The following is a 17,504-nucleotide window of genomic DNA, read 5'->3' as shown; positions in this document are numbered from 1 at the left end:
AGATTCTGAAAGGATAAGGCTGTAGCTATAGCAACCCAAGTCAGCGTGATATAGATTCCGCCGACAAAAATAGAAAGAGCCGCCCAGATAAAAAAGCAGGTGGGACGGCAGAAAAATCTTCTAAAAACCAAAGGAGCAATCACGATGAGAGTGATGAAGTGGAGCGCAATCGCACTGGCCGTTACAGCAGCCAGCGCCCAAATGGCAACAGCCGCACCTTTCGTCAGCGATCAGGCTGATGCCAAGGGCTTTGTGGAAGGCAGCACGCTTGACCTGAAGTTGCGCAACTATTATTTCAACCGCGACAAGAAAAACAACCCTGCTCCAGGCGGCCGCAGCGACAAAGACTGGACCCAGGGCATCTGGGCCAACTTCAGCACCGGCTACACTCAAGGCACCATCGGTGTAGGCGTTGAGGCATTCGGCTACGGGGGCCTCAGGCTTTGGGGTCTCGACAAATACTCAGGCTCTGGAAACTTGGTCACTGACGCCAATGGTGATAACGAGGCTACGCAGGGCAAGCTGGGCGGCGCTGTAAAATTCCGCGTATCGAAGACTGAATTGAAAATCGGTGATATGCAGCCTACCAGTCCAGTATTTGCGGTTGGCGGATCACGCCTGCTACCTCAAACCGCTAGTGGTCTAAGCCTGCAAAGCAGTGAGATTGCAGGTCTTGATCTTGAAGCAGGACACTTCTACTCGGGCACAAGCCAGGATGACACCAGTCACGACGGCAGCATCTGGGCAACTTACGCAAACGGCTTCAACGGCCTGAAAGCCAGCAGCGCAGATTTTGTTGGCGGCAAGTACGCAGTGACCGACGGTTTGGGCGTAGCTTTCTATGCAGCCAAACTCGAAGACATCTGGGATCAGTACTACGGTAACGTGAACTACGCATTGCCTTTGGGGAATGATCAGTCACTGGCCTTCGACGTCAACCTGTACCGCACCCTTGACGAAGGCAGCGCTAAAGCTGGGTCGATTAACAACACCACTTACTCGGCATCGGCAGCCTATTCATTCCTGGCAGCGCATACCATTACCGTTGCGTACCAGAAAGTCGACGGCGATACACCGTTCGACTACATCGGTATAGGCGACAACAATCGTGGCGGCGACTCGATTTTCCTGGCCAACTCCGTTCAGTACTCCGACTTCAACGGTCCAGGCGAGAAGTCGTGGCAAGTGCGCTACGACCTGAACATGACGCCTTACGGCGTTCCTGGCCTGAGCTTCATGACCCGCTACCTCAACGGTGACAACATTGATGGCACCAAAGTAGACGCGTCCAGTGCCTATGCCAACATGTATGGAGCCGACGGCAAGCACCACGAAACCAACCTTGAAGCCAAATACGTTGTACAGACTGGCCCAGCCAAAGATCTGTCCTTCCGTATGCGTCAGGCGTGGCACCGTGGTAACGATGCCCAGGCAGATGGCGACGTCAACGAGTTCCGCCTGATTGTCGATTACCCGATCTCGATCCTGTAATCACCGCTCAGCACTCGTTAATAGAAGAAGCCCGGCACATGCCGGGCTTTTTCATGCTCCCATCAAAGCGCTCTGAAGCCACCTGCAAGCCAGCCCCGCCCTGTACGCGACCGGCACACCGCCGTACAATGCCAGGTCATTTCCTGTCTCAGCAACCGACAACGGCCAACCATGCGCACCAGTCAATTTTTGCTCGCCACACAGAAAGAAACCCCTTCCGATGCGGTCGTGGTCAGCCATCAGCTGATGCTGCGCGCCGGCATGATCCGCAAGTTAGCATCCGGTCTTTACACCTGGCTGCCCATGGGCCTGCGCGTGCTGCGCAAGGTCGAAGCCATTGTTCGTGAAGAAATGGACGCCGCAGGCGCACTCGAAATCTTGATGCCCGGCATTCAACCCGCAGAGCTGTGGCAGGAATCCGGACGCTGGGAGCAGTATGGCCCGGAGCTGATGCGTCTGGTCGACCGCCACAACCGTGAGTTCTGCCTGGGCCCGACCCACGAAGAAGTCATCACCGATCTGGCACGCAATGAGCTCAACAGCTATAAACAGCTGCCAATCAATCTGTACCAGATCCAGACCAAATTCCGTGACGAGATCCGCCCACGCTTCGGCCTGATGCGTGGACGCGAGTTCGTCATGAAAGACGCTTACTCGTTCCACGCCGATCACGAATCGCTGCAGGTCACCTACGATCGCATGCACCTGGCATACAGCAACATCTTCACCCGCCTAGGCCTCAAATTCCGCCCGGTCGAAGCGGATAACGGCTCGATTGGTGGCGCAGGCTCGCACGAATTCCACGTACTGGCCGAATCCGGCGAAGACGATATCGTGTTCAGCGATGGCTCCGATTACGCAGCCAACATCGAAAAAGCCGAAGCGGTGCCTCGCGAAAAGACTCGTCCGGCCGCTACTGAAGAATTGCGTCTGATCGACACTCCAAACGCCAAAACCATCGCCCAACTGGTCGAGGGTTTCGGTCTGCCCATCGAGAAAACCGTCAAGACTCTGGTGGTCCATGCGGCCGAAGAAGGCAAGCTGATCGCCCTGATCATCCGCGGCGATCACGAGCTCAATGAAATCAAGGCCAGCCAGCTGGAACAGGTCGCCAGCCCGCTGGTTATGGCGTCCGAAGCCGAACTGCGCGACGCCATCGGCGCAGGCGCGGGCTCGCTGGGCCCATTGAACCTGCCACTGCCGTGCATCATCGACCGCTCTGTCGAGCTGATGAGCGACTTCAGCGTGGGTGCCAACATCGACGACAAGCACTACTTCGGCGTCAACTGGGAGCGCGATCTGCCGGTGCCGACCGTCGCCGACCTGCGTAACGTGGTTGCGGGTGATCCAAGCCCGGATGGCAAAGGCACGCTGGAAATCAAGCGCGGCATCGAAGTGGGTCACATCTTCCAGCTGGGTACCAAGTACAGCGAAGCGATGAAGTGCCAGGTGCTGGGTGAGAACGGCAAGCCAGTCAATCTGGCGATGGGTTGCTACGGCATCGGTGTTTCCCGGGTGGTGGCGGCTGCCATCGAACAGAACAGCGACGAAAACGGCATCATCTGGAACGACACCCTCGCACCGTTCCAGATTGCGCTGGTTCCGCTGCGCTACGAGACAGACGCCGTTCGTGAAGCGACGGACAAACTGTACGCCGACCTGACGGCTGCCGGTTTTGAAGTATTGCTCGACGACCGCGACAAGAAGACCAGCCCAGGCATCAAGTTCGCCGACATGGAACTGATCGGTATCCCGCACCGCATCGTGGTGAGCGACCGAGGCCTGGCCGAAGGCAATCTGGAATACAAGAGCCGTACCGAATCGCAACCGCAAGCCATTGCGGTCGCGGACGTGCTGTCGTTCATCCAGGGCAAAGTGAACCGCTGAGTCAAAAGGCGCACCTGCTCGCAGGTGCGCCGCTCTTCACTCGCCCAATCCGCATCAGAGATCCCATGCTCAAACGAAGCACCTTAAGCCTCGGCAGCGCCGTTCTGTGCGGCTCATTTCTCGTCGGCGGCTGTGCCAACCAGCTCTCTCAGCGCAGCGAGCACGAGGAGCGAGTCGAACGCAAACTGCTCGAACATACCCTGCAAGTCGATATTGGCGAACCCAAGACACTGGAGTTGCCGCAACGCCGCGTGCGGATTCACGAGCACAAATCGTTCGAGGTCACCGACTTTGAAGTCACTCGACACTATGACCGCTACACGCCTTACCAACCGTGGCGGGAGGTCTACGAGATCCCGCTCGGCGCAATAGCGGTTGTCGCAGGTGTCGGGGCCAACGTGGTCAACGTGTTTGCGCTGGGCAATTTGCCGGAAAGCATGACCAAGGACTGGATTCACTATGGCGTGGCAGGTCTGAACCCGTTCATGAATGCCCCGTCCCACGGTCGCGCCGAGCAGAATCTGGCGAGTATCGACGAGGTTCAGAAGGACAAGCGGATCGAGAACTCCACCCTGCCCTGGAATGAACGCCCGGTGATGGTCAAGGCTGGCAATGAAACTCACGAAATGAGCACTGACCGCAACGGCATCCTGCGCCTGAACCTGCTGGACAGCCCGTTTGCGGAACAGGACCTGAGCCGCATCACGCGCATCTATATCAATGTCGAAGACGATCAGGACAGCGCGCACGCGAACGCCAGTTTGCCAATCAGCCATTCGCTACGCGGCAAGTTGCTGGAGGCGCACGCCCTGATCTACGACGACCTGGAAGATGACGAGGTCAGCCAGTGGGTGCATCGCGTCAAACGTCTTTCTGACATGGGGCTGGAAGAAGAAGCCAGTGAGCTGGAACAGAGCCTGATCGAACTGACGCGCAACGATCCGCAGTTGCAGGGTGAGTTTCTCAAGTCTCTCGCCAGAGACGCTGGCCGCCTGGTCGCTGTTCCTGCCCAGAGCCAGTAGCAAGAGCCCGTAACATGAAAGGCCGCGGCGTATAACCGCGGCCAGTCATTATCGAGAGAATAATTCCAGCTGTTCATGGGCTGCACGCAGATCGTGCAGACGTACGCCTATGCCCAGCAAGCGGACCGGCTTGCCACCACGGGCGAACGCCTGAGCCAGCAACTGTTCATAGCTGCCCAGATCCCTGCCGGCTCCGGACTGCTCCAGAGTCGTCTGCGTAAAGTCGTGAAACTTCACTTTGACGAACGGCTTGCCGGGCCGGTACTGCCCTTCCATTCTGGCCATGCGGCCACTCAACGTTTCCAGCAGGTCCGGCAGCTTTTCCAGGCAGGCCGCCAGATCGGGCAGATCCGTGTCGTAGGTATTTTCAACGCTGACTGACTGACGTCGGCTGTCATTCTGCACGGGGCGGTCATCGATCCCGTGCGCCAGACTCCAGAGGCGCTCGCCAAAGCTGCCGAATTCCCGGACCAGCGCGAGCTTGCTGCGGCTTCGCAGGTCGGCGCAGTCGACGATACCCAGCCGGCCGAGCTTGTCTGCGGTGACTTTTCCGACGCCGTGAAGCTTGGTGACCGGCAAGGAAGCGACGAAATCCTCGACCTGATCCGGTGTGATGACGAACAACCCGTTGGGCTTTTTCCAGTCGCTGGCGATCTTGGCGAGAAACTTGTTGGGCGCAACGCCCGCCGACACGGTGATGTGCAACTGATTCGAGACCCTGCGACGGATGTCCTGCGCGATGCGCGTGGCACTGCCGGAAAAATGCCCGGCCTCGGACACATCCAGAAAGGCCTCATCCAGAGACAACGGCTCTATAAGGTCGGTGTAATCGCGAAAGATCGTGTGGATTTCCCGCGATGCTTCTTTATAAGCATCCATGCGCGGCTTGACGATGGTCAGGTTCGGGCAGAGTTTGAGCGCATGCCGGGACGACATGGCCGAACGCACCCCATAGGCGCGCGCCTCGTAATTACAGGTCGCAATCACCCCGCGCCGCTCCGCAGAGCCGCCTACCGCCAGCGGCTTGCCAGCGAGGTCGGGCTCGTCACGCATTTCAATGGCTGCATAAAAGCAGTCACAGTCGATGTGGATGATTTTGCGCTGCGTCATGACCTGATGGGATTTTACAATCAATGGCCGCGCAGTATCTCATTCGTACCGCCAAGTAACATCCAATGATGCGAAAGGCCGCCATGAAAAGTAGTCAAAAGCCCATCACGCATGACCGAAAAAGCCGCAAAGCCCCGTCATGCAAGCGCCGATGCCGTGCAGACCGATCATTTGGATCCGCTAAGCATTTGAAGAAAAAGCACTTTCTTAAAACTAACCATTGACACCTCGCCATCTCTCTGTAGAATGCCGCCACACAGACGCGGGATGGAGCAGTCTGGTAGCTCGTCGGGCTCATAACCCGAAGGTCGTCGGTTCAAATCCGGCTCCCGCAACCAAACATCAAGAAAGGCTACTCGAAAGAGTGGCCTTTTTTGTGCGCGCCTGAAAAGCACCCTTCTAAGGCCTGGACATGGACCACGCCTCGCGCAGATATAGATCGCTCCCGGCGACCTGCGGCAAATCCTGACCAAAGGCCTTACGCTTTCCTGATAACGCCCCACGCAAGCGCGCAGTCCTGAAAACTGCGCATCCGAACCCAATCGTGCAAAATCTGCACAATCTGCTACTCATTTGCAGGCTTTCCGGATTAAGGGTTGACACGTCGGCGTTCGGCTGTAGAATGCCGCCACACAGACGCGGGATGGAGCAGTCTGGTAGCTCGTCGGGCTCATAACCCGAAGGTCGTCGGTTCAAATCCGGCTCCCGCAACCAAACATCAAGAAAGGCTACTCGAAAGAGTGGCCTTTTTTGTTTCCGGTAAAAAAGCAGTGCGGGCAACGGCTAACTGTCTGACAAAAAAGACTATTTCCAAAGTCCTTTGAAACCCTATCATCACATCTGTAACGTAATGCGTGCATTTACGACAGTTTTTGCGTGCGCTGCCGATAGGTGTTACTAAGCTGAATCACGACTGAACCGTAGCTGAACAGCATCACCCGGCTCGATTCGCTATTCGCTCGTTAGACGTTGACGCGCTAACATCCTGAAATATTTTCTGCGTAGGGATTGGTAACTTGGCTGCATACCTCCATCCTGTCGCGCACGATCCAAGGAGTGATTGATGCGCGACAACATGTCCGATTCCAATGAAACCATTGATGCAGAGCAACCCATCAGCCCACCGCGCCATAACTGGCGGGAGCTGCTGAGCAAATACCGACAGCCCATCGGGCTGGCAGTGATGCTGCTGTTGTTCAGCCTGGCCCTTATAGCCTGCCGCCACATGCTGGTCGAAATGGACTGGTATGCGCTGCACGACTCGCTGTTCGCAGTCCCCCTGCCCGCCTTGGGCGGTGCGCTGCTCGCGGCAATCGTCGGCTATATCATCCTGATGGGCTATGAACTGTCGGCCAGTCGCTATGCCAATGTCGACCTGCCCATCAAGACGCTGCTTCTCGGCGGCTTCACCTCATTTGCCATCGGCAATGCGGTCGGCCTGTCGATGCTGTCCGGTGGCTCGGTGCGCTACAGGCTTTATTCACGCCACGGCGTAGGCGCAATCGAAATTGCCCGCATGACCGTGTTCGCCAGCCTGTCACTGGGTTGTGCGCTGCCGCCGCTGGCTGCACTGGCCACGTTGAGCAACCTGTCAGGCGCGTCACTGGCACTCAAGCTTCCCGTCGACGTGCTGGCTGTCGTCGCCACAGCAGTTTTGATCGGCAGCCTGCTGCTGGCGGTGTTTGTCTACCGTCGCCGCCTGCCGGAACAGGACATCCCGCACAATATTCTGGTTCGTCTCGGTCGTCGTACCTTGCGCCTGCCGGATTTGAAGCTGACGCTGATCCAGCTGGTGATCACCGCGCTGGATGTCGCCGCCGCAGCGATGGTCCTGTACCTCCTGCTGCCGCACGCGCCGCCGCTGGGTGCATTCATCCTTATCTATCTGCTGGCCCTCGCTGCTGGCGTACTCAGCCATGTGCCTGGCGGCGTCGGTGTGTTCGAAGCGATTCTGCTCGCAGCCTTTGCCAACGAACTGGGTGCCGCCCCGCTCGCCGCTGCGCTGCTGCTGTACCGCCTGATCTACGTGATCCTGCCGCTGCTGCTGGCCTGTCTTACCCTGCTGTTTACCGAAGCCCAACGCCTGCTGCCGACCCGGCAGGCCATGCGCGTCGCCTCAGGGCTGGCGGCACCGATTCTGGCACTACTGGTTTTCTTGTCGGGGGTGGTGCTGCTCTTCTCTGGTGCCACCCCTGAAATCGATACCCGTCTGGAAAACGTCGGCTTCATGATCCCGCATCGACTGATCGATGCATCGCACTTCGGGGCCAGTCTTGTCGGCGTACTGTGCCTGCTGCTTGCCCAGGGCCTGCGTCGGCGACTGTCGGCCGCATGGATGCTGACTTCTATTTTGCTGCTGGTCGGTGCAGTGCTGTCGATACTCAAAGGCTTCGACTGGGAAGAAGCCAGCATGCTGCTGCTGACCGCCTGCCTACTGCTGACCTTCCGCCGTTCGTTCTACCGTCCAAGCCGCCTGCTGGAGCTGCCGTTCTCGCCGGTCTACCTGATTGCCAGCATTTGTGTGGTCGGTGCCTCGATCTGGCTGCTGCTGTTCGCCTATCAGGACGTGCCCTACAGTCACCAGTTGTGGTGGCAGTTCACACTGGATGCAGATGCCCCACGCGGCCTGCGTTCGGCACTGGGCAGCGCAGTACTGCTGGTGGTGGTTTCGCTGACCTGGTTGCTGCGTACTGCCAGGCCGGTCATCAAGCTGCCCGACGCAGCAGATCTGGACAAGGCGGCCGAGATCCTCAAGGCATCCAAACAGCCGGATGGCGGCCTGGTGCTGACCGGCGACAAGGCGATACTGTTTCATCCGGCCGGCAATGCATTCCTGATGTACTCGCATCGCGGCCGCAGTCTGGTGGCGCTTTACGATCCGATCGGCCCTACACAGCAGCGTGCCGAGCTGATCTGGCAATTCCGCGATCTGTGCGACGTGCACCATGCACGTCCGGTGTTCTACCAGGTACGTGCAGAAAACCTGCCGTTCTACATGGACATCGGTCTCACCGCCATCAAGCTGGGTGAAGAAGCGCGCGTCGACCTGCGGCGCTTCGACATCGACGCCAAGGGCAAGGAGATGAAGGACCTGCGTTACACCTGGAACCGGGGTGGCCGCGACGGTCTTTCGCTGGAAATCTACGAACCGGGCCAGGCGCCGATCGACGAGCTGAAAGTGATTTCAGACGCCTGGCTGACGGGCAAGAATGTCCGTGAAAAAGGCTTCTCCCTGGGCCGCTTCAGCACCGAGTACCTAAAGTACTTCCGCATTGCCATCGTGCACTTTCAGGGCAAGCCGGTCGCGTTCTCCAACCTGCTGGAAACCACCAGCCCGGAACTGGCCAGCCTTGACCTGATGCGCTCTCACCCGGATGCGCCCAAGCTGACCATGGAGTTCATGATGGTCGGCCTGATTCTGCATTACAAAGCCCAGGGCTACGCGCGCTTCAGCCTGGGCATGGTGCCTTTGTCGGGTCTGCAGCCACGACGCGGTGCACCCATCACCCAGCGTCTGGGTTCGATGATCTTCCGCCGTGGCGAACAGCTGTACAACTTCCAGGGGCTGCGTCGCTTCAAGGACAAGTTCCAGCCTGACTGGGAACCTCGTTATATGGCCGTGCCTGCCGGACTTGATCCGCTCGTGGCACTGGCTGACACCGCCGCCCTGATTGCGGGCGGCCTGACTGGATTGGTGAAACGCTGATGATTCGACGCTCCTGGCGCCTTTTGCTCGCAGCTCTGGTAATTGTTCTTTTAATCGTAGCGCTGGGAGTCTGGGTCTGGACCCGCCCCGCCCCGCCCGCATCGCTGGAACACTCGAACCTTGACGGTGGCGCGCCGCTGACCAGCGTAACACCGGCCACCAGCATCAAGACCCGTATCGCACTGGCCGTTACCGCTGAAGACATGTTGACCGACAAGCAATTGCTGGCGATCAGCAAGGATGCATCAGCACGCATCATTCAGGTGGTGTTGCCCAAGGACGACTGCGTCCTGCAGCAGAAGACCTTCCAGGACGCTCTGGCGAAGCTCGACGGCCCGGCAAAGGTCGTCGGTGGCATAGGCCCTGGTGCAACGCTGGCCTGGCGCTGGCTGGCCGGACAGACCGATGACAAGGCGCAGGCCATTTCCGTAGGTTTTGCGCTTGAACATGCCTCGAACCCGCCGCCTGTTGTGGAAGAGGACGAAAAGCCACCACAGATCTGTGACGTGCCACTGCCACAAAAGGCTGAGCACGGGCACTGGCTGGCCGCCTGGAATGACGCGCCGGATGATCCGAGCGCAGCGTTCGTGCGCGACCAGACCAACGCCGACACCAGCATCAGCGACTACGACATTCCGCTGCCTCAGGTGCTCAATACCGAACTTCGTCATCTGCTACTCGGCGAGAATGACAGCGGCGGACTGGGCATACCAACGGTCGAAGTCCCGGCCAGCCAGCCGTCTGACACGGTGACGCTGTTCATGTCCGGTGACGGCGGATGGCGCGACCTGGACAAGGTCGTGGCTGGCGACATGGCCAAGATGGGCTACCCGGTGGTCGGCATCGATGTGCTGCGCTACTACTGGGAACACAAGACGCCGGAACAGACCGCCGTCGACCTCACCGACCTGATGAACCACTACCGTCAGAAATGGGGCACCAAGCGCTTCATTCTGGCTGGCTACTCGTTCGGTGCGGACGTTATGCCAGCCATCTACAATCGCCTGGCCGCAGACGATCAGAACCGGGTTGACGCAATCATTCTACTGGCCTTCGCGCGCACTGGCAGCTTCGAGATTCACGTTGACGGCTGGCTCGGTAACGCAGGCAAGGAAGCCACCACCGGACAGGAAATGGCCAAGCTGCCAGCCGCCAAGGTGTTCTGCGTTTACGGCGTAGAAGAGAAGAAAGACAGCGGTTGCACCGACACCACCACCGTTGGCGAAGCGGTTCAGTTACCAGGCGGTCATCACTTCGATGAAGACTACCCGGCACTGGCCAAACGTCTGATCGACGCGATCAACAAGCGTCAGGGCAAGACTACCGCTCAGTAACGCTGCAGTCTGCGCCCCAAAAAAATCCCGGCACCGTGAGGTTGCCGGGATTTTTTTATCTGCGCTGCCGGACAACCCGGCCAACGTTTACATCTCCACTTGCGTACCCAGCTCGATCACCCGGTTGAACGGCAGCTTGAAGAAGCGCAGGTTGCCGTTGGCGTTCTTGAGCATGAAGGCGAACAACGCTTCACGCCAACGCGCCATGCCATCCATCTTGGACGGGATCACCGTCTCGCGGCTGAGGAAGTACGTGGTGCGCATCGGACTGAAGTCCAGCTCCGGCAAGTGACACAGGGCCAGTGCAGCCGGTACATCGGGCTCATCGATAAAGCCGAAGTGCAGGATCACCCGATAGAAGCCTTCGCCATAGGATTCCACTTCGAAGCGCTGAGCGGACGGTACACGCGGCGAATCTTCATACACCACCGTCAACAGCACCACTTGTTCATGCAACACCTGGTTGTGAAGCATGTTGTGCAACAGCGCATGGGGCACGGCATCCGAACGCGCCGTCAGGAACACTGCCGTGCCCTGCACCCGATGCGGCGGCTGGACGCGAATACTGCCGATGAAGATCGGCAATGGCAGGCCGCCCTCGTCGATTCGCTCCGCGAGCAATTGCTTGCCGCGCTTCCAGGTGGTCATGAGGATAAACAGCACCGCACCCGCCAGCACCGGGAAGGCCCCGCCCTGGAAGATCTTCGGCACGTTGGCCGCGAAGAACAGACCATCCACCAGCAGCAGGCAGATCAGCAATGGAACGGCCAGCAATGGCGGCCATTTCCAGAGCATCAGCATGACGGTCGACACCAGAATGGTGGTGCAGAGCATGGTCCCGGTCACCGCCACGCCGTAGGCAGACGCCAGCGCGCCAGACGATTCGAAGCCGATCACCAGCAGAATCACGCCCGCCATCAGCGCCCAGTTGACGGCACCAATGTAGATCTGGCCTTGCGCGTCGCTGGAGGTGTGCTGGATGTGCATGCGTGGAATGTAGCCCAGCTGGATCGCCTGCAGCGTCATCGAGAACGCGCCGGAGATCACCGCTTGCGAGGCAATGATGGTCGCCATCGTCGACAGGCCGATCAGCGGCAGCAGCGCCCAGCCCGGCGCCAGCAGGTAGAACGGGTTACGAACCGTTTCAGGATTGCCCAGCACCAGCGCACCCTGACCGAAATAGTTGAGCAGCAACGCAGGCAGCACGAGGATAAACCAGGCACGTGAAATCGGCTTGCGGCCAAAGTGACCCATGTCGGCATACAGCGCCTCGGCCCCCGTCAGGGCGAGCACTACAGCACCCAGAATGGCCACACCAATGCCCGGATGGATGATGAAGAAATTCACACCCCATGCCGGATTGACCGCTTTCAGCACTTCCGGCGACTGCATGATGCCATAGACACCCAGCGCACCGAGCACCAGAAACCAGGTCACCATCACCGGGCCGAACAGCACGCCGATGCGCGCGGTGCCATGACGCTGAATCAGAAACAGGCCCACCAGCACCACCAGCGCCATGGGCACGATCCAGTGATCGAGGCCATCGAACGCCAGTTCAAGCCCTTCCATTGCCGACAACACCGAAACTGCCGGGGTGATCATGCTGTCACCGTAGAACAATGCGGCGCCGAACAGTCCGAACACCACCATCATCATTTGCAGGCGGGGATGCTTGGCAGACGCACGCCGCGCCAGGGCCATCAGCGCCATGATGCCGCCCTCGCCCTGGTTATCAGCACGCAGGACGAACGCCATGTATTTGAAGGAAACCACCCAGATCAGCGACCAGAAGATCAGCGACAGTACCCCGAGAATCGCATCATGGGTCACTTCCACGCCGTACCCCCCCTGAAACACCTCCTTGAGGGTGTACAGCGGACTGGTGCCGATGTCGCCGTAAACCACCCCGACTGCGGCGATCAGCAGTCCGATGGGCTTGGCAGCGCCTCCGGCCTCCGCATGACTGTTTGCTTGACTCATCCACTACTCCCGGAAACCAGACATGAGGTTCAACACTGAGAACATCACAAGGCGTAACAATTCAGATTCAGCCAGACATTGACATGCCTCGGCGCGATGGCGCGAAGCATAACGCAGCACTCGTCGTAATTCTTGGTGAAACGCAGATGGTTATATCGATCCGGCCTGCCACCACGCCTTGATCACGGCCCCTTGAAGCAGTTTTTCGAAGCAACATTTCTCATGGAACGACAAAAATATTGACCGGTCATTACTTAAGCCTGCCGCATCAGGGGTCTTCAAGAACCGCATCGACGCCAGGGCACCCTGATCCCCTCCCACCGAGATGCTCTGATGACCACACAAAACCTGACTGTCCAGCCGTTACCCTTCCAGCCCTCATTTGAAGTCGTTCCGGACGATGAAGCGCAGACCAGCAAAGAGCTGGTCGAAGCCATGCATTCCATCCTCGAGACCACGTATCAAGACACAGGGCACGCCATTCGCAGTGTGCACGCCAAGGCTCACGGCTTGCTTCACGGTCAGATTCAGGTCTACGGCGACCTGCCCGAGCCGTTGGCCCAGGGTGCCTTTGCCAGGCCCGGCAACTTCCCGGTCGTCATGCGCTTCTCGACCAACCCGGGCGACATTCTCGACGACAAGGTATCCACGCCCAGAGGCCTGGCCATCAAACTGGTTGGCGTCGAAGGCGCGCGCTTGCCTGGCAGTGCAGAGGCAACCACTCAGGATTTCGTCATGCAAAACGCCAAGGCCTTTACCGCCAAGGACCCCAAGGCCTTCCTGAAGACCTTGAAGTTGCTGGCCAAAACGACCGACAAGGCTCCGGGCATGAAACGTGCGTTGTCTGCCGTCCTGCGCGGCATAGAGTCGGTGATCGAGTCTGCAGGGGGCGAAAGTGGCACACTGAGAAGTCTCGGCGGGCACCCGATGACCCACATCCTCGGCGAGACGTTCTACACCGTCGTGCCTTTTCTGTATGGCCCCTACTACGCCAAGCTCAGCGTCGTGCCCGTCTCCGCCGAGCTGATTGCGCTGACCGACAAGGCACTGGACCTCAAAGACAATCCGGACGGTCTGCGCGAAGCGGTCAAAGCGTTTTTTCTTGAACACGACGCCAGCTGGGAAGTCCGCGTTCAGCTGGCCACGGACCTGGAAAAAATGCCGATCGAGGACGCCTCGGCGATCTGGCCGGAAGACCTCAGCCCCTACGTCACCGTCGCTCGCATCGATGTGCCCCGCCAGTCGTCGTGGTCCGAGCAAAACGTCCAGGAAATTGACGAAGCCATGGCATTCAGCCCCTGGCACGGCCTTGAGGCACATCGTCCATTGGGCGGCGTCATGCGCGTACGCAAGCCGGCCTATGAACACTCAGCGGGCTTTCGCAGTCAGCACAACGGCTGCCCGATGCATGAACCGCGGCGCTGAGAACATGTGAAAGTCAGTCCAGGCCCGTTCATGCGGGCCTGGACTGCATTCAGAATGTCTCAGTCGCACGCTGCAACCTCGGCCATGTCCCTCAATACACTGCGTGTACCGAAGCTACTGTCGATCATGATGCGATCGAATGGGTGGGCGCTGACCCCGTCTGCGTCTCGCGTACGTCGTAATTCTCATGCAAACGCTGGTCATCCTGTCCACTCACCGCTAGAATTGCGCACTTTTTGATCAGAGGCGCAGCAAGCGCCCAGTCAGCGCCTGCGCTTCGCGTCCGGGTGCCCTTCACGCCGAGGTTTGCCATGTCCACCGTCACCACGCCGTCCGCCCCCAAGGTTGGATTCGTTTCACTGGGTTGCCCAAAGGCACTCGTTGACTCTGAACGCATCCTGACCCAGCTGCGCATGGAAGGTTACGAAGTCGTTGCGACCTACGAGGACGCCGACGTGGTGGTGGTCAACACCTGTGGCTTCATCGATACGGCCAAGGCCGAGTCGCTGGAAGTGATCGGCGAAGCCATCAAGGAAAACGGCAAGGTCATCGTTACCGGCTGCATGGGCGTCGACGCCAATGTCATCCGCGACGTACACCCCAGCGTGCTGTCGGTGACCGGCCCGCAGCAATATGAACAGGTGGTCAACGCCGTGCACGACGTAGTGCCGCCCCGTCAGGACCACAATCCGCTGATCGATCTGGTGCCGCCACAAGGTGTCAAACTGACCCCGCGTCACTACGCGTATCTGAAAATTTCCGAAGGCTGCAACCACAGTTGCAGCTTCTGCATCATCCCGTCGATGCGCGGCAAGCTGGTCAGCCGCCCGGTGGGCGATGTGCTGGACGAGGCCAAGCGCCTGGTAAAATCCGGCGTGAAGGAACTGCTGGTCATTTCCCAGGACACCAGCGCCTATGGCGTTGACGTCAAATACCGTACCGGTTTCTGGGACGGTCAGCCGGTCAAGACCCGCATGACCGAGCTGTGCCAGGCGCTGGGCTCGATGGGCGTCTGGGTGCGCTTGCACTATGTCTACCCGTACCCGCACGTCGACGAACTGATCCCGTTGATGGCCGCTGGCAAGATCCTGCCGTACCTGGACATCCCGTTCCAGCACGCCAGCCCGAAAATCCTCAAGCTGATGAAGCGTCCGGCCTTCGAAGACAAGACGCTGGCGCGCATCAAGAACTGGCGTGAGCAGTGTCCTGACCTGATCATCCGTTCGACCTTCATCGTCGGCTTTCCGGGCGAAACCGAAGAAGACTTCCAGTACCTGCTGGACTGGCTGACCGAAGCGCAGCTGGACCGGGTTGGCTGCTTCCAGTACTCGCCGGTTGAAGGCGCGCCCGCCAATCTGCTGGACGCGGCCATCGTGCCGGACGACGTCAAGCAGGATCGCTGGGATCGTTTCATGGCTCATCAGCAGGCAATCAGCGCTGCGCGCCTGCAGATGAAGATTGGCAAGGAAATCGAAGTGCTGATCGACGAAGTCGACGATCGTGGTGCCGTGGGCCGCTGCTTCTTCGACGCCCCGGAAATCGACGGCAACGTGTTCATCGGCCTGGAAGACGGCAGTACCGTTCAGCCCGGCGACAAGATCATGTGCCGGGTGACCGATGCCGACGAATACGACCTGTGGGCCGAGATGCTCTAAGCGCTCGCCCTGGTTGCAAACGAAAGCCCTGCCCTTTAACCGGCAGGGCTTTTTTGTCTCCGGCTGTTGTCTATCCAGGACCAGCTGAAAGGAGGACGCGAGATGCCGCTGTATACACCGGATACCCACGATTACCCGGAATTGACCGAGGTATGGGAACGCTCGGTGCGCGCGACCCATGACTTTCTGCCAGACGCCTACATCACCCGGCTCAAGGGGCTGCTGCCGCAGTATCTGGGCAGTGTGACCCTGTTCTGTACCCGGGATGAACAGCTCAACATCACCGGCTTTGCGGGCACGCGCAAGACCAGTCTGGATATTCTGTTCATCGACCCGGACCATCGCGGCCAGACGCTGGGCACGCAGTTGCTGGCTCATGCAATCGAGCAGTTCAATATCCGTGAACTGGACGTCAACGAGCAGAATACGCAGGCGTTGGGGTTTTACCGCAGGTATGGTTTCGAGGTTGTCAGCCGCTCTGAAGTCGATGGCCTGGGCCAGCCTTACCCCATGCTCAGAATGCGCCTGATCGATCGTCAATGACATCGATTGCAACGCAGATGCAATGTTGCCGCGATTAACCGTCGCCAGACGGTTACAATGGCGACTTTATTTTAGCAAACGGCTTTTTTGTCATGACAGACCCCATTCGCCTTTCCAAACGCCTAATCGAGCTGGTCGGTTGCTCCCGCCGGGAGGCCGAGCTGTTTATCGAGGGCGGCTGGGTCACGGTGGACGGCGAGGTCATCGAAGAACCGCACTTCAAGGTCAGCACCCAGAAAATCGAACTCAGCCCGGACGCCAAGGCCGACGCCCCGGAGCCGGTGACGATCATCCTGCACAAACCCGCCTCGGCAAGCGCCGAAGAGGCTTTGCAGATGATCACTCCGGGCACGCTTTCCGTAGAGCACAGCTACAGCAAGCGTCCGCTCAAGGGCCACTTCATGCGCCTTGAGGCGATTTCAAGCCTGCAGGCCAACGCCAGCGGCTTGATGGTGTTCAGCCAGGACTGGAAGATCCTGCGCAAGCTCACCGATGACCGCAGCAAGATCGAGCAGGAATACGTGGTGGAGATCTCGGGCGAGATGGTTGCTCATGGCCTCAACCGGCTGAACCACGGCCTGACTTACAAAGGCAAGGAGCTGCCGGCCGTGAAAGCCAGCTGGCAGAACGAGAACCGCCTGCGCTTTGCGATGAAAAATCCGCAGCCCGGCATCATCGCCCTGCTGTGTGAGGCCGTCGGCCTGAAGATCGTCGCCATCCGCCGTATCCGTATTGGCGGCGTGTCCATGGGCAAACTGCCCGAGGGCCAGTGGCGCTACATGACGGCCAAGGAAAAGTTCTGACCCTCGCGCCACCCACCTTATTACAGCGCGCATGACCACCGTCATGCGCTGCCCTACGACTTATCAGGAACCACGCCTCATGATGAACAACGACGTACTGCGCAGCGTGCGCTACATGCTCGATATCAGCGACAGCAAGATTGTCGAGATCACCGCACTGACCGGTTTTGAAGTGTCGAAAAGCGATGTCATCGCGTTCATGAAAAAAGAGGAAGAAGAAGGCTACCTGGATTGCAGCGATGAAATCATGGCGCACTTCCTTGATGGCCTGGTCTACTTCAAGCGTGGCAAGGACGAAAGCCGTCCGCCACAGCCGATCGATTTGCCGATCACCAACAATATCGTCCTGAAAAAACTGCGCGTGGCGTTCGAACTGAAAGAAGATGACATGCACGCCATCCTCAAATCAGTCGACTTCCCGGTCTCCAAGCCAGAACTGAGCGCCCTGTTCCGCAAGGTCGGACACACCAACTACCGCGCCTGTGGCGATCAACTGCTGCGCAATTTCCTCAAGGGCCTGACCCTGCGCGTGCGTGGCTGAACCT

General features: G+C 59.0%; 11 protein-coding genes, 2 tRNA genes and 1 pseudogene. 12 read left to right on the top strand and 2 right to left on the bottom strand.

What is annotated here, in order from left to right:
• Positions 1-144: 144 nt before the first annotated feature.
• The 3 genes from PI739_RS02680 (at position 145) to PI739_RS02670 (ending at position 4,400) form a co-directional block, all read left to right on the top strand.
• On the top strand, positions 145-1,491 hold the full coding sequence (locus PI739_RS02680) for an OprD family porin (RefSeq protein ID WP_003433319.1): 1,347 nt from the start codon (positions 145-147) through the stop codon (positions 1,489-1,491).
• Between the two features lie 171 nt (positions 1,492-1,662).
• Positions 1,663-3,378, top strand: coding sequence for a proline--tRNA ligase (locus tag PI739_RS02675; protein ID WP_003364749.1), 1,716 nt, complete (start codon positions 1,663-1,665; stop codon positions 3,376-3,378).
• 65 nt (positions 3,379-3,443) lie between these two features.
• Positions 3,444-4,400 (top strand): hypothetical protein, encoded by a 957-nt coding sequence (locus PI739_RS02670; RefSeq protein ID WP_003433321.1) that lies wholly within the window; start codon positions 3,444-3,446, stop codon positions 4,398-4,400.
• 48 nt (positions 4,401-4,448) lie between these two features.
• Here the strand turns inward: PI739_RS02670 and dinB are convergent, their stop codons facing one another.
• Positions 4,449-5,510 carry a DNA polymerase IV gene (dinB, locus tag PI739_RS02665; RefSeq protein ID WP_054080767.1) on the bottom strand — a complete coding sequence of 354 codons (1,062 nt, stop codon included), beginning with the start codon at positions 5,508-5,510 and terminating at the stop codon, positions 4,449-4,451.
• A gap of 261 nt (positions 5,511-5,771) precedes the next feature.
• Between dinB and PI739_RS02660 the strand changes: the two genes are divergently transcribed.
• The 4 genes and pseudogenes from PI739_RS02660 (at position 5,772) to PI739_RS02645 (ending at position 10,550) form a co-directional block, all read left to right on the top strand.
• Positions 5,772-5,848: transfer RNA gene (locus PI739_RS02660), tRNA-Met, on the top strand.
• Between the two features lie 299 nt (positions 5,849-6,147).
• Positions 6,148-6,224, top strand: a tRNA-Met gene (locus PI739_RS02655).
• Positions 6,225-6,598: 374 nt separating this feature from the next.
• A pseudogene (gene mprF, locus PI739_RS02650) lies at positions 6,599-9,216 on the top strand (bifunctional lysylphosphatidylglycerol flippase/synthetase MprF).
• Positions 9,216-10,550: a virulence factor family protein gene (locus tag PI739_RS02645; RefSeq protein WP_054080765.1), complete on the top strand. Its 1,335-nt coding sequence runs from the start codon at positions 9,216-9,218 to the stop codon at positions 10,548-10,550. Before mprF ends, PI739_RS02645 begins: the two are co-directional and overlap by 1 nt.
• An 87-nt stretch (positions 10,551-10,637) precedes the next feature.
• Here the strand turns inward: PI739_RS02645 and PI739_RS02640 are convergent, their stop codons facing one another.
• Positions 10,638-12,533, bottom strand: coding sequence for a potassium transporter Kup (locus PI739_RS02640; protein WP_003433327.1), 1,896 nt, complete (start codon positions 12,531-12,533; stop codon positions 10,638-10,640).
• A 333-nt stretch (positions 12,534-12,866) separates the two neighbouring features.
• Here PI739_RS02640 and PI739_RS02635 point away from each other — a divergent pair, with 333 nt between their 5' ends.
• The 5 genes from PI739_RS02635 (at position 12,867) to PI739_RS02615 (ending at position 17,500) form a co-directional block, all read left to right on the top strand.
• Positions 12,867-13,958 carry a catalase family protein gene (locus PI739_RS02635; RefSeq protein WP_003364761.1) on the top strand — a complete coding sequence of 364 codons (1,092 nt, stop codon included), beginning with the start codon at positions 12,867-12,869 and terminating at the stop codon, positions 13,956-13,958.
• Between the two features lie 311 nt (positions 13,959-14,269).
• Entirely contained in the window at positions 14,270-15,613 is a 1,344-nt protein-coding gene (gene rimO, locus PI739_RS02630; protein WP_003433328.1) for a 30S ribosomal protein S12 methylthiotransferase RimO, read from the top strand.
• A gap of 102 nt (positions 15,614-15,715) precedes the next feature.
• A complete protein-coding gene (locus PI739_RS02625) occupies positions 15,716-16,156 on the top strand; it encodes a GNAT family N-acetyltransferase (RefSeq protein ID WP_003433330.1) in 441 nt (146 codons plus the stop codon).
• 92 nt (positions 16,157-16,248) lie between these two features.
• Positions 16,249-16,959, top strand: coding sequence for an rRNA pseudouridine synthase (locus PI739_RS02620; protein WP_003364769.1), 711 nt, complete (start codon positions 16,249-16,251; stop codon positions 16,957-16,959).
• A gap of 79 nt (positions 16,960-17,038) precedes the next feature.
• Entirely contained in the window at positions 17,039-17,500 is a 462-nt protein-coding gene (locus tag PI739_RS02615; protein ID WP_003433332.1) for a YehS family protein, read from the top strand.
• Positions 17,501-17,504: the final 4 nt, after the last annotated feature.

Source organism: Pseudomonas cerasi, assembly GCF_027983475.1.
GTDB lineage: Bacteria > Pseudomonadota > Gammaproteobacteria > Pseudomonadales > Pseudomonadaceae > Aquipseudomonas > Aquipseudomonas cerasi.
The sequence above is the reverse complement of the archived record's forward strand: the minus strand, read 5'-3'. Positions and strand labels throughout refer to the sequence as shown.

Coding starts and splice junctions, on each gene's coding strand:
- PI739_RS02680 (WP_003433319.1), top strand. CDS start 145: ATGAGAGTGATGAAGTGGAGCGCAATCGCACTGGCCGTTACAGCAGCC.
- PI739_RS02675 (WP_003364749.1), top strand. CDS start 1,663: ATGCGCACCAGTCAATTTTTGCTCGCCACACAGAAAGAAACCCCTTCC.
- PI739_RS02670 (WP_003433321.1), top strand. CDS start 3,444: ATGCTCAAACGAAGCACCTTAAGCCTCGGCAGCGCCGTTCTGTGCGGC.
- dinB (WP_054080767.1), bottom strand. CDS start 5,510: ATGACGCAGCGCAAAATCATCCACATCGACTGTGACTGCTTTTATGCA.
- PI739_RS02645 (WP_054080765.1), top strand. CDS start 9,216: ATGATTCGACGCTCCTGGCGCCTTTTGCTCGCAGCTCTGGTAATTGTT.
- PI739_RS02640 (WP_003433327.1), bottom strand. CDS start 12,533: ATGAGTCAAGCAAACAGTCATGCGGAGGCCGGAGGCGCTGCCAAGCCC.
- PI739_RS02635 (WP_003364761.1), top strand. CDS start 12,867: ATGACCACACAAAACCTGACTGTCCAGCCGTTACCCTTCCAGCCCTCA.
- rimO (WP_003433328.1), top strand. CDS start 14,270: ATGTCCACCGTCACCACGCCGTCCGCCCCCAAGGTTGGATTCGTTTCA.
- PI739_RS02625 (WP_003433330.1), top strand. CDS start 15,716: ATGCCGCTGTATACACCGGATACCCACGATTACCCGGAATTGACCGAG.
- PI739_RS02620 (WP_003364769.1), top strand. CDS start 16,249: ATGACAGACCCCATTCGCCTTTCCAAACGCCTAATCGAGCTGGTCGGT.
- PI739_RS02615 (WP_003433332.1), top strand. CDS start 17,039: ATGATGAACAACGACGTACTGCGCAGCGTGCGCTACATGCTCGATATC.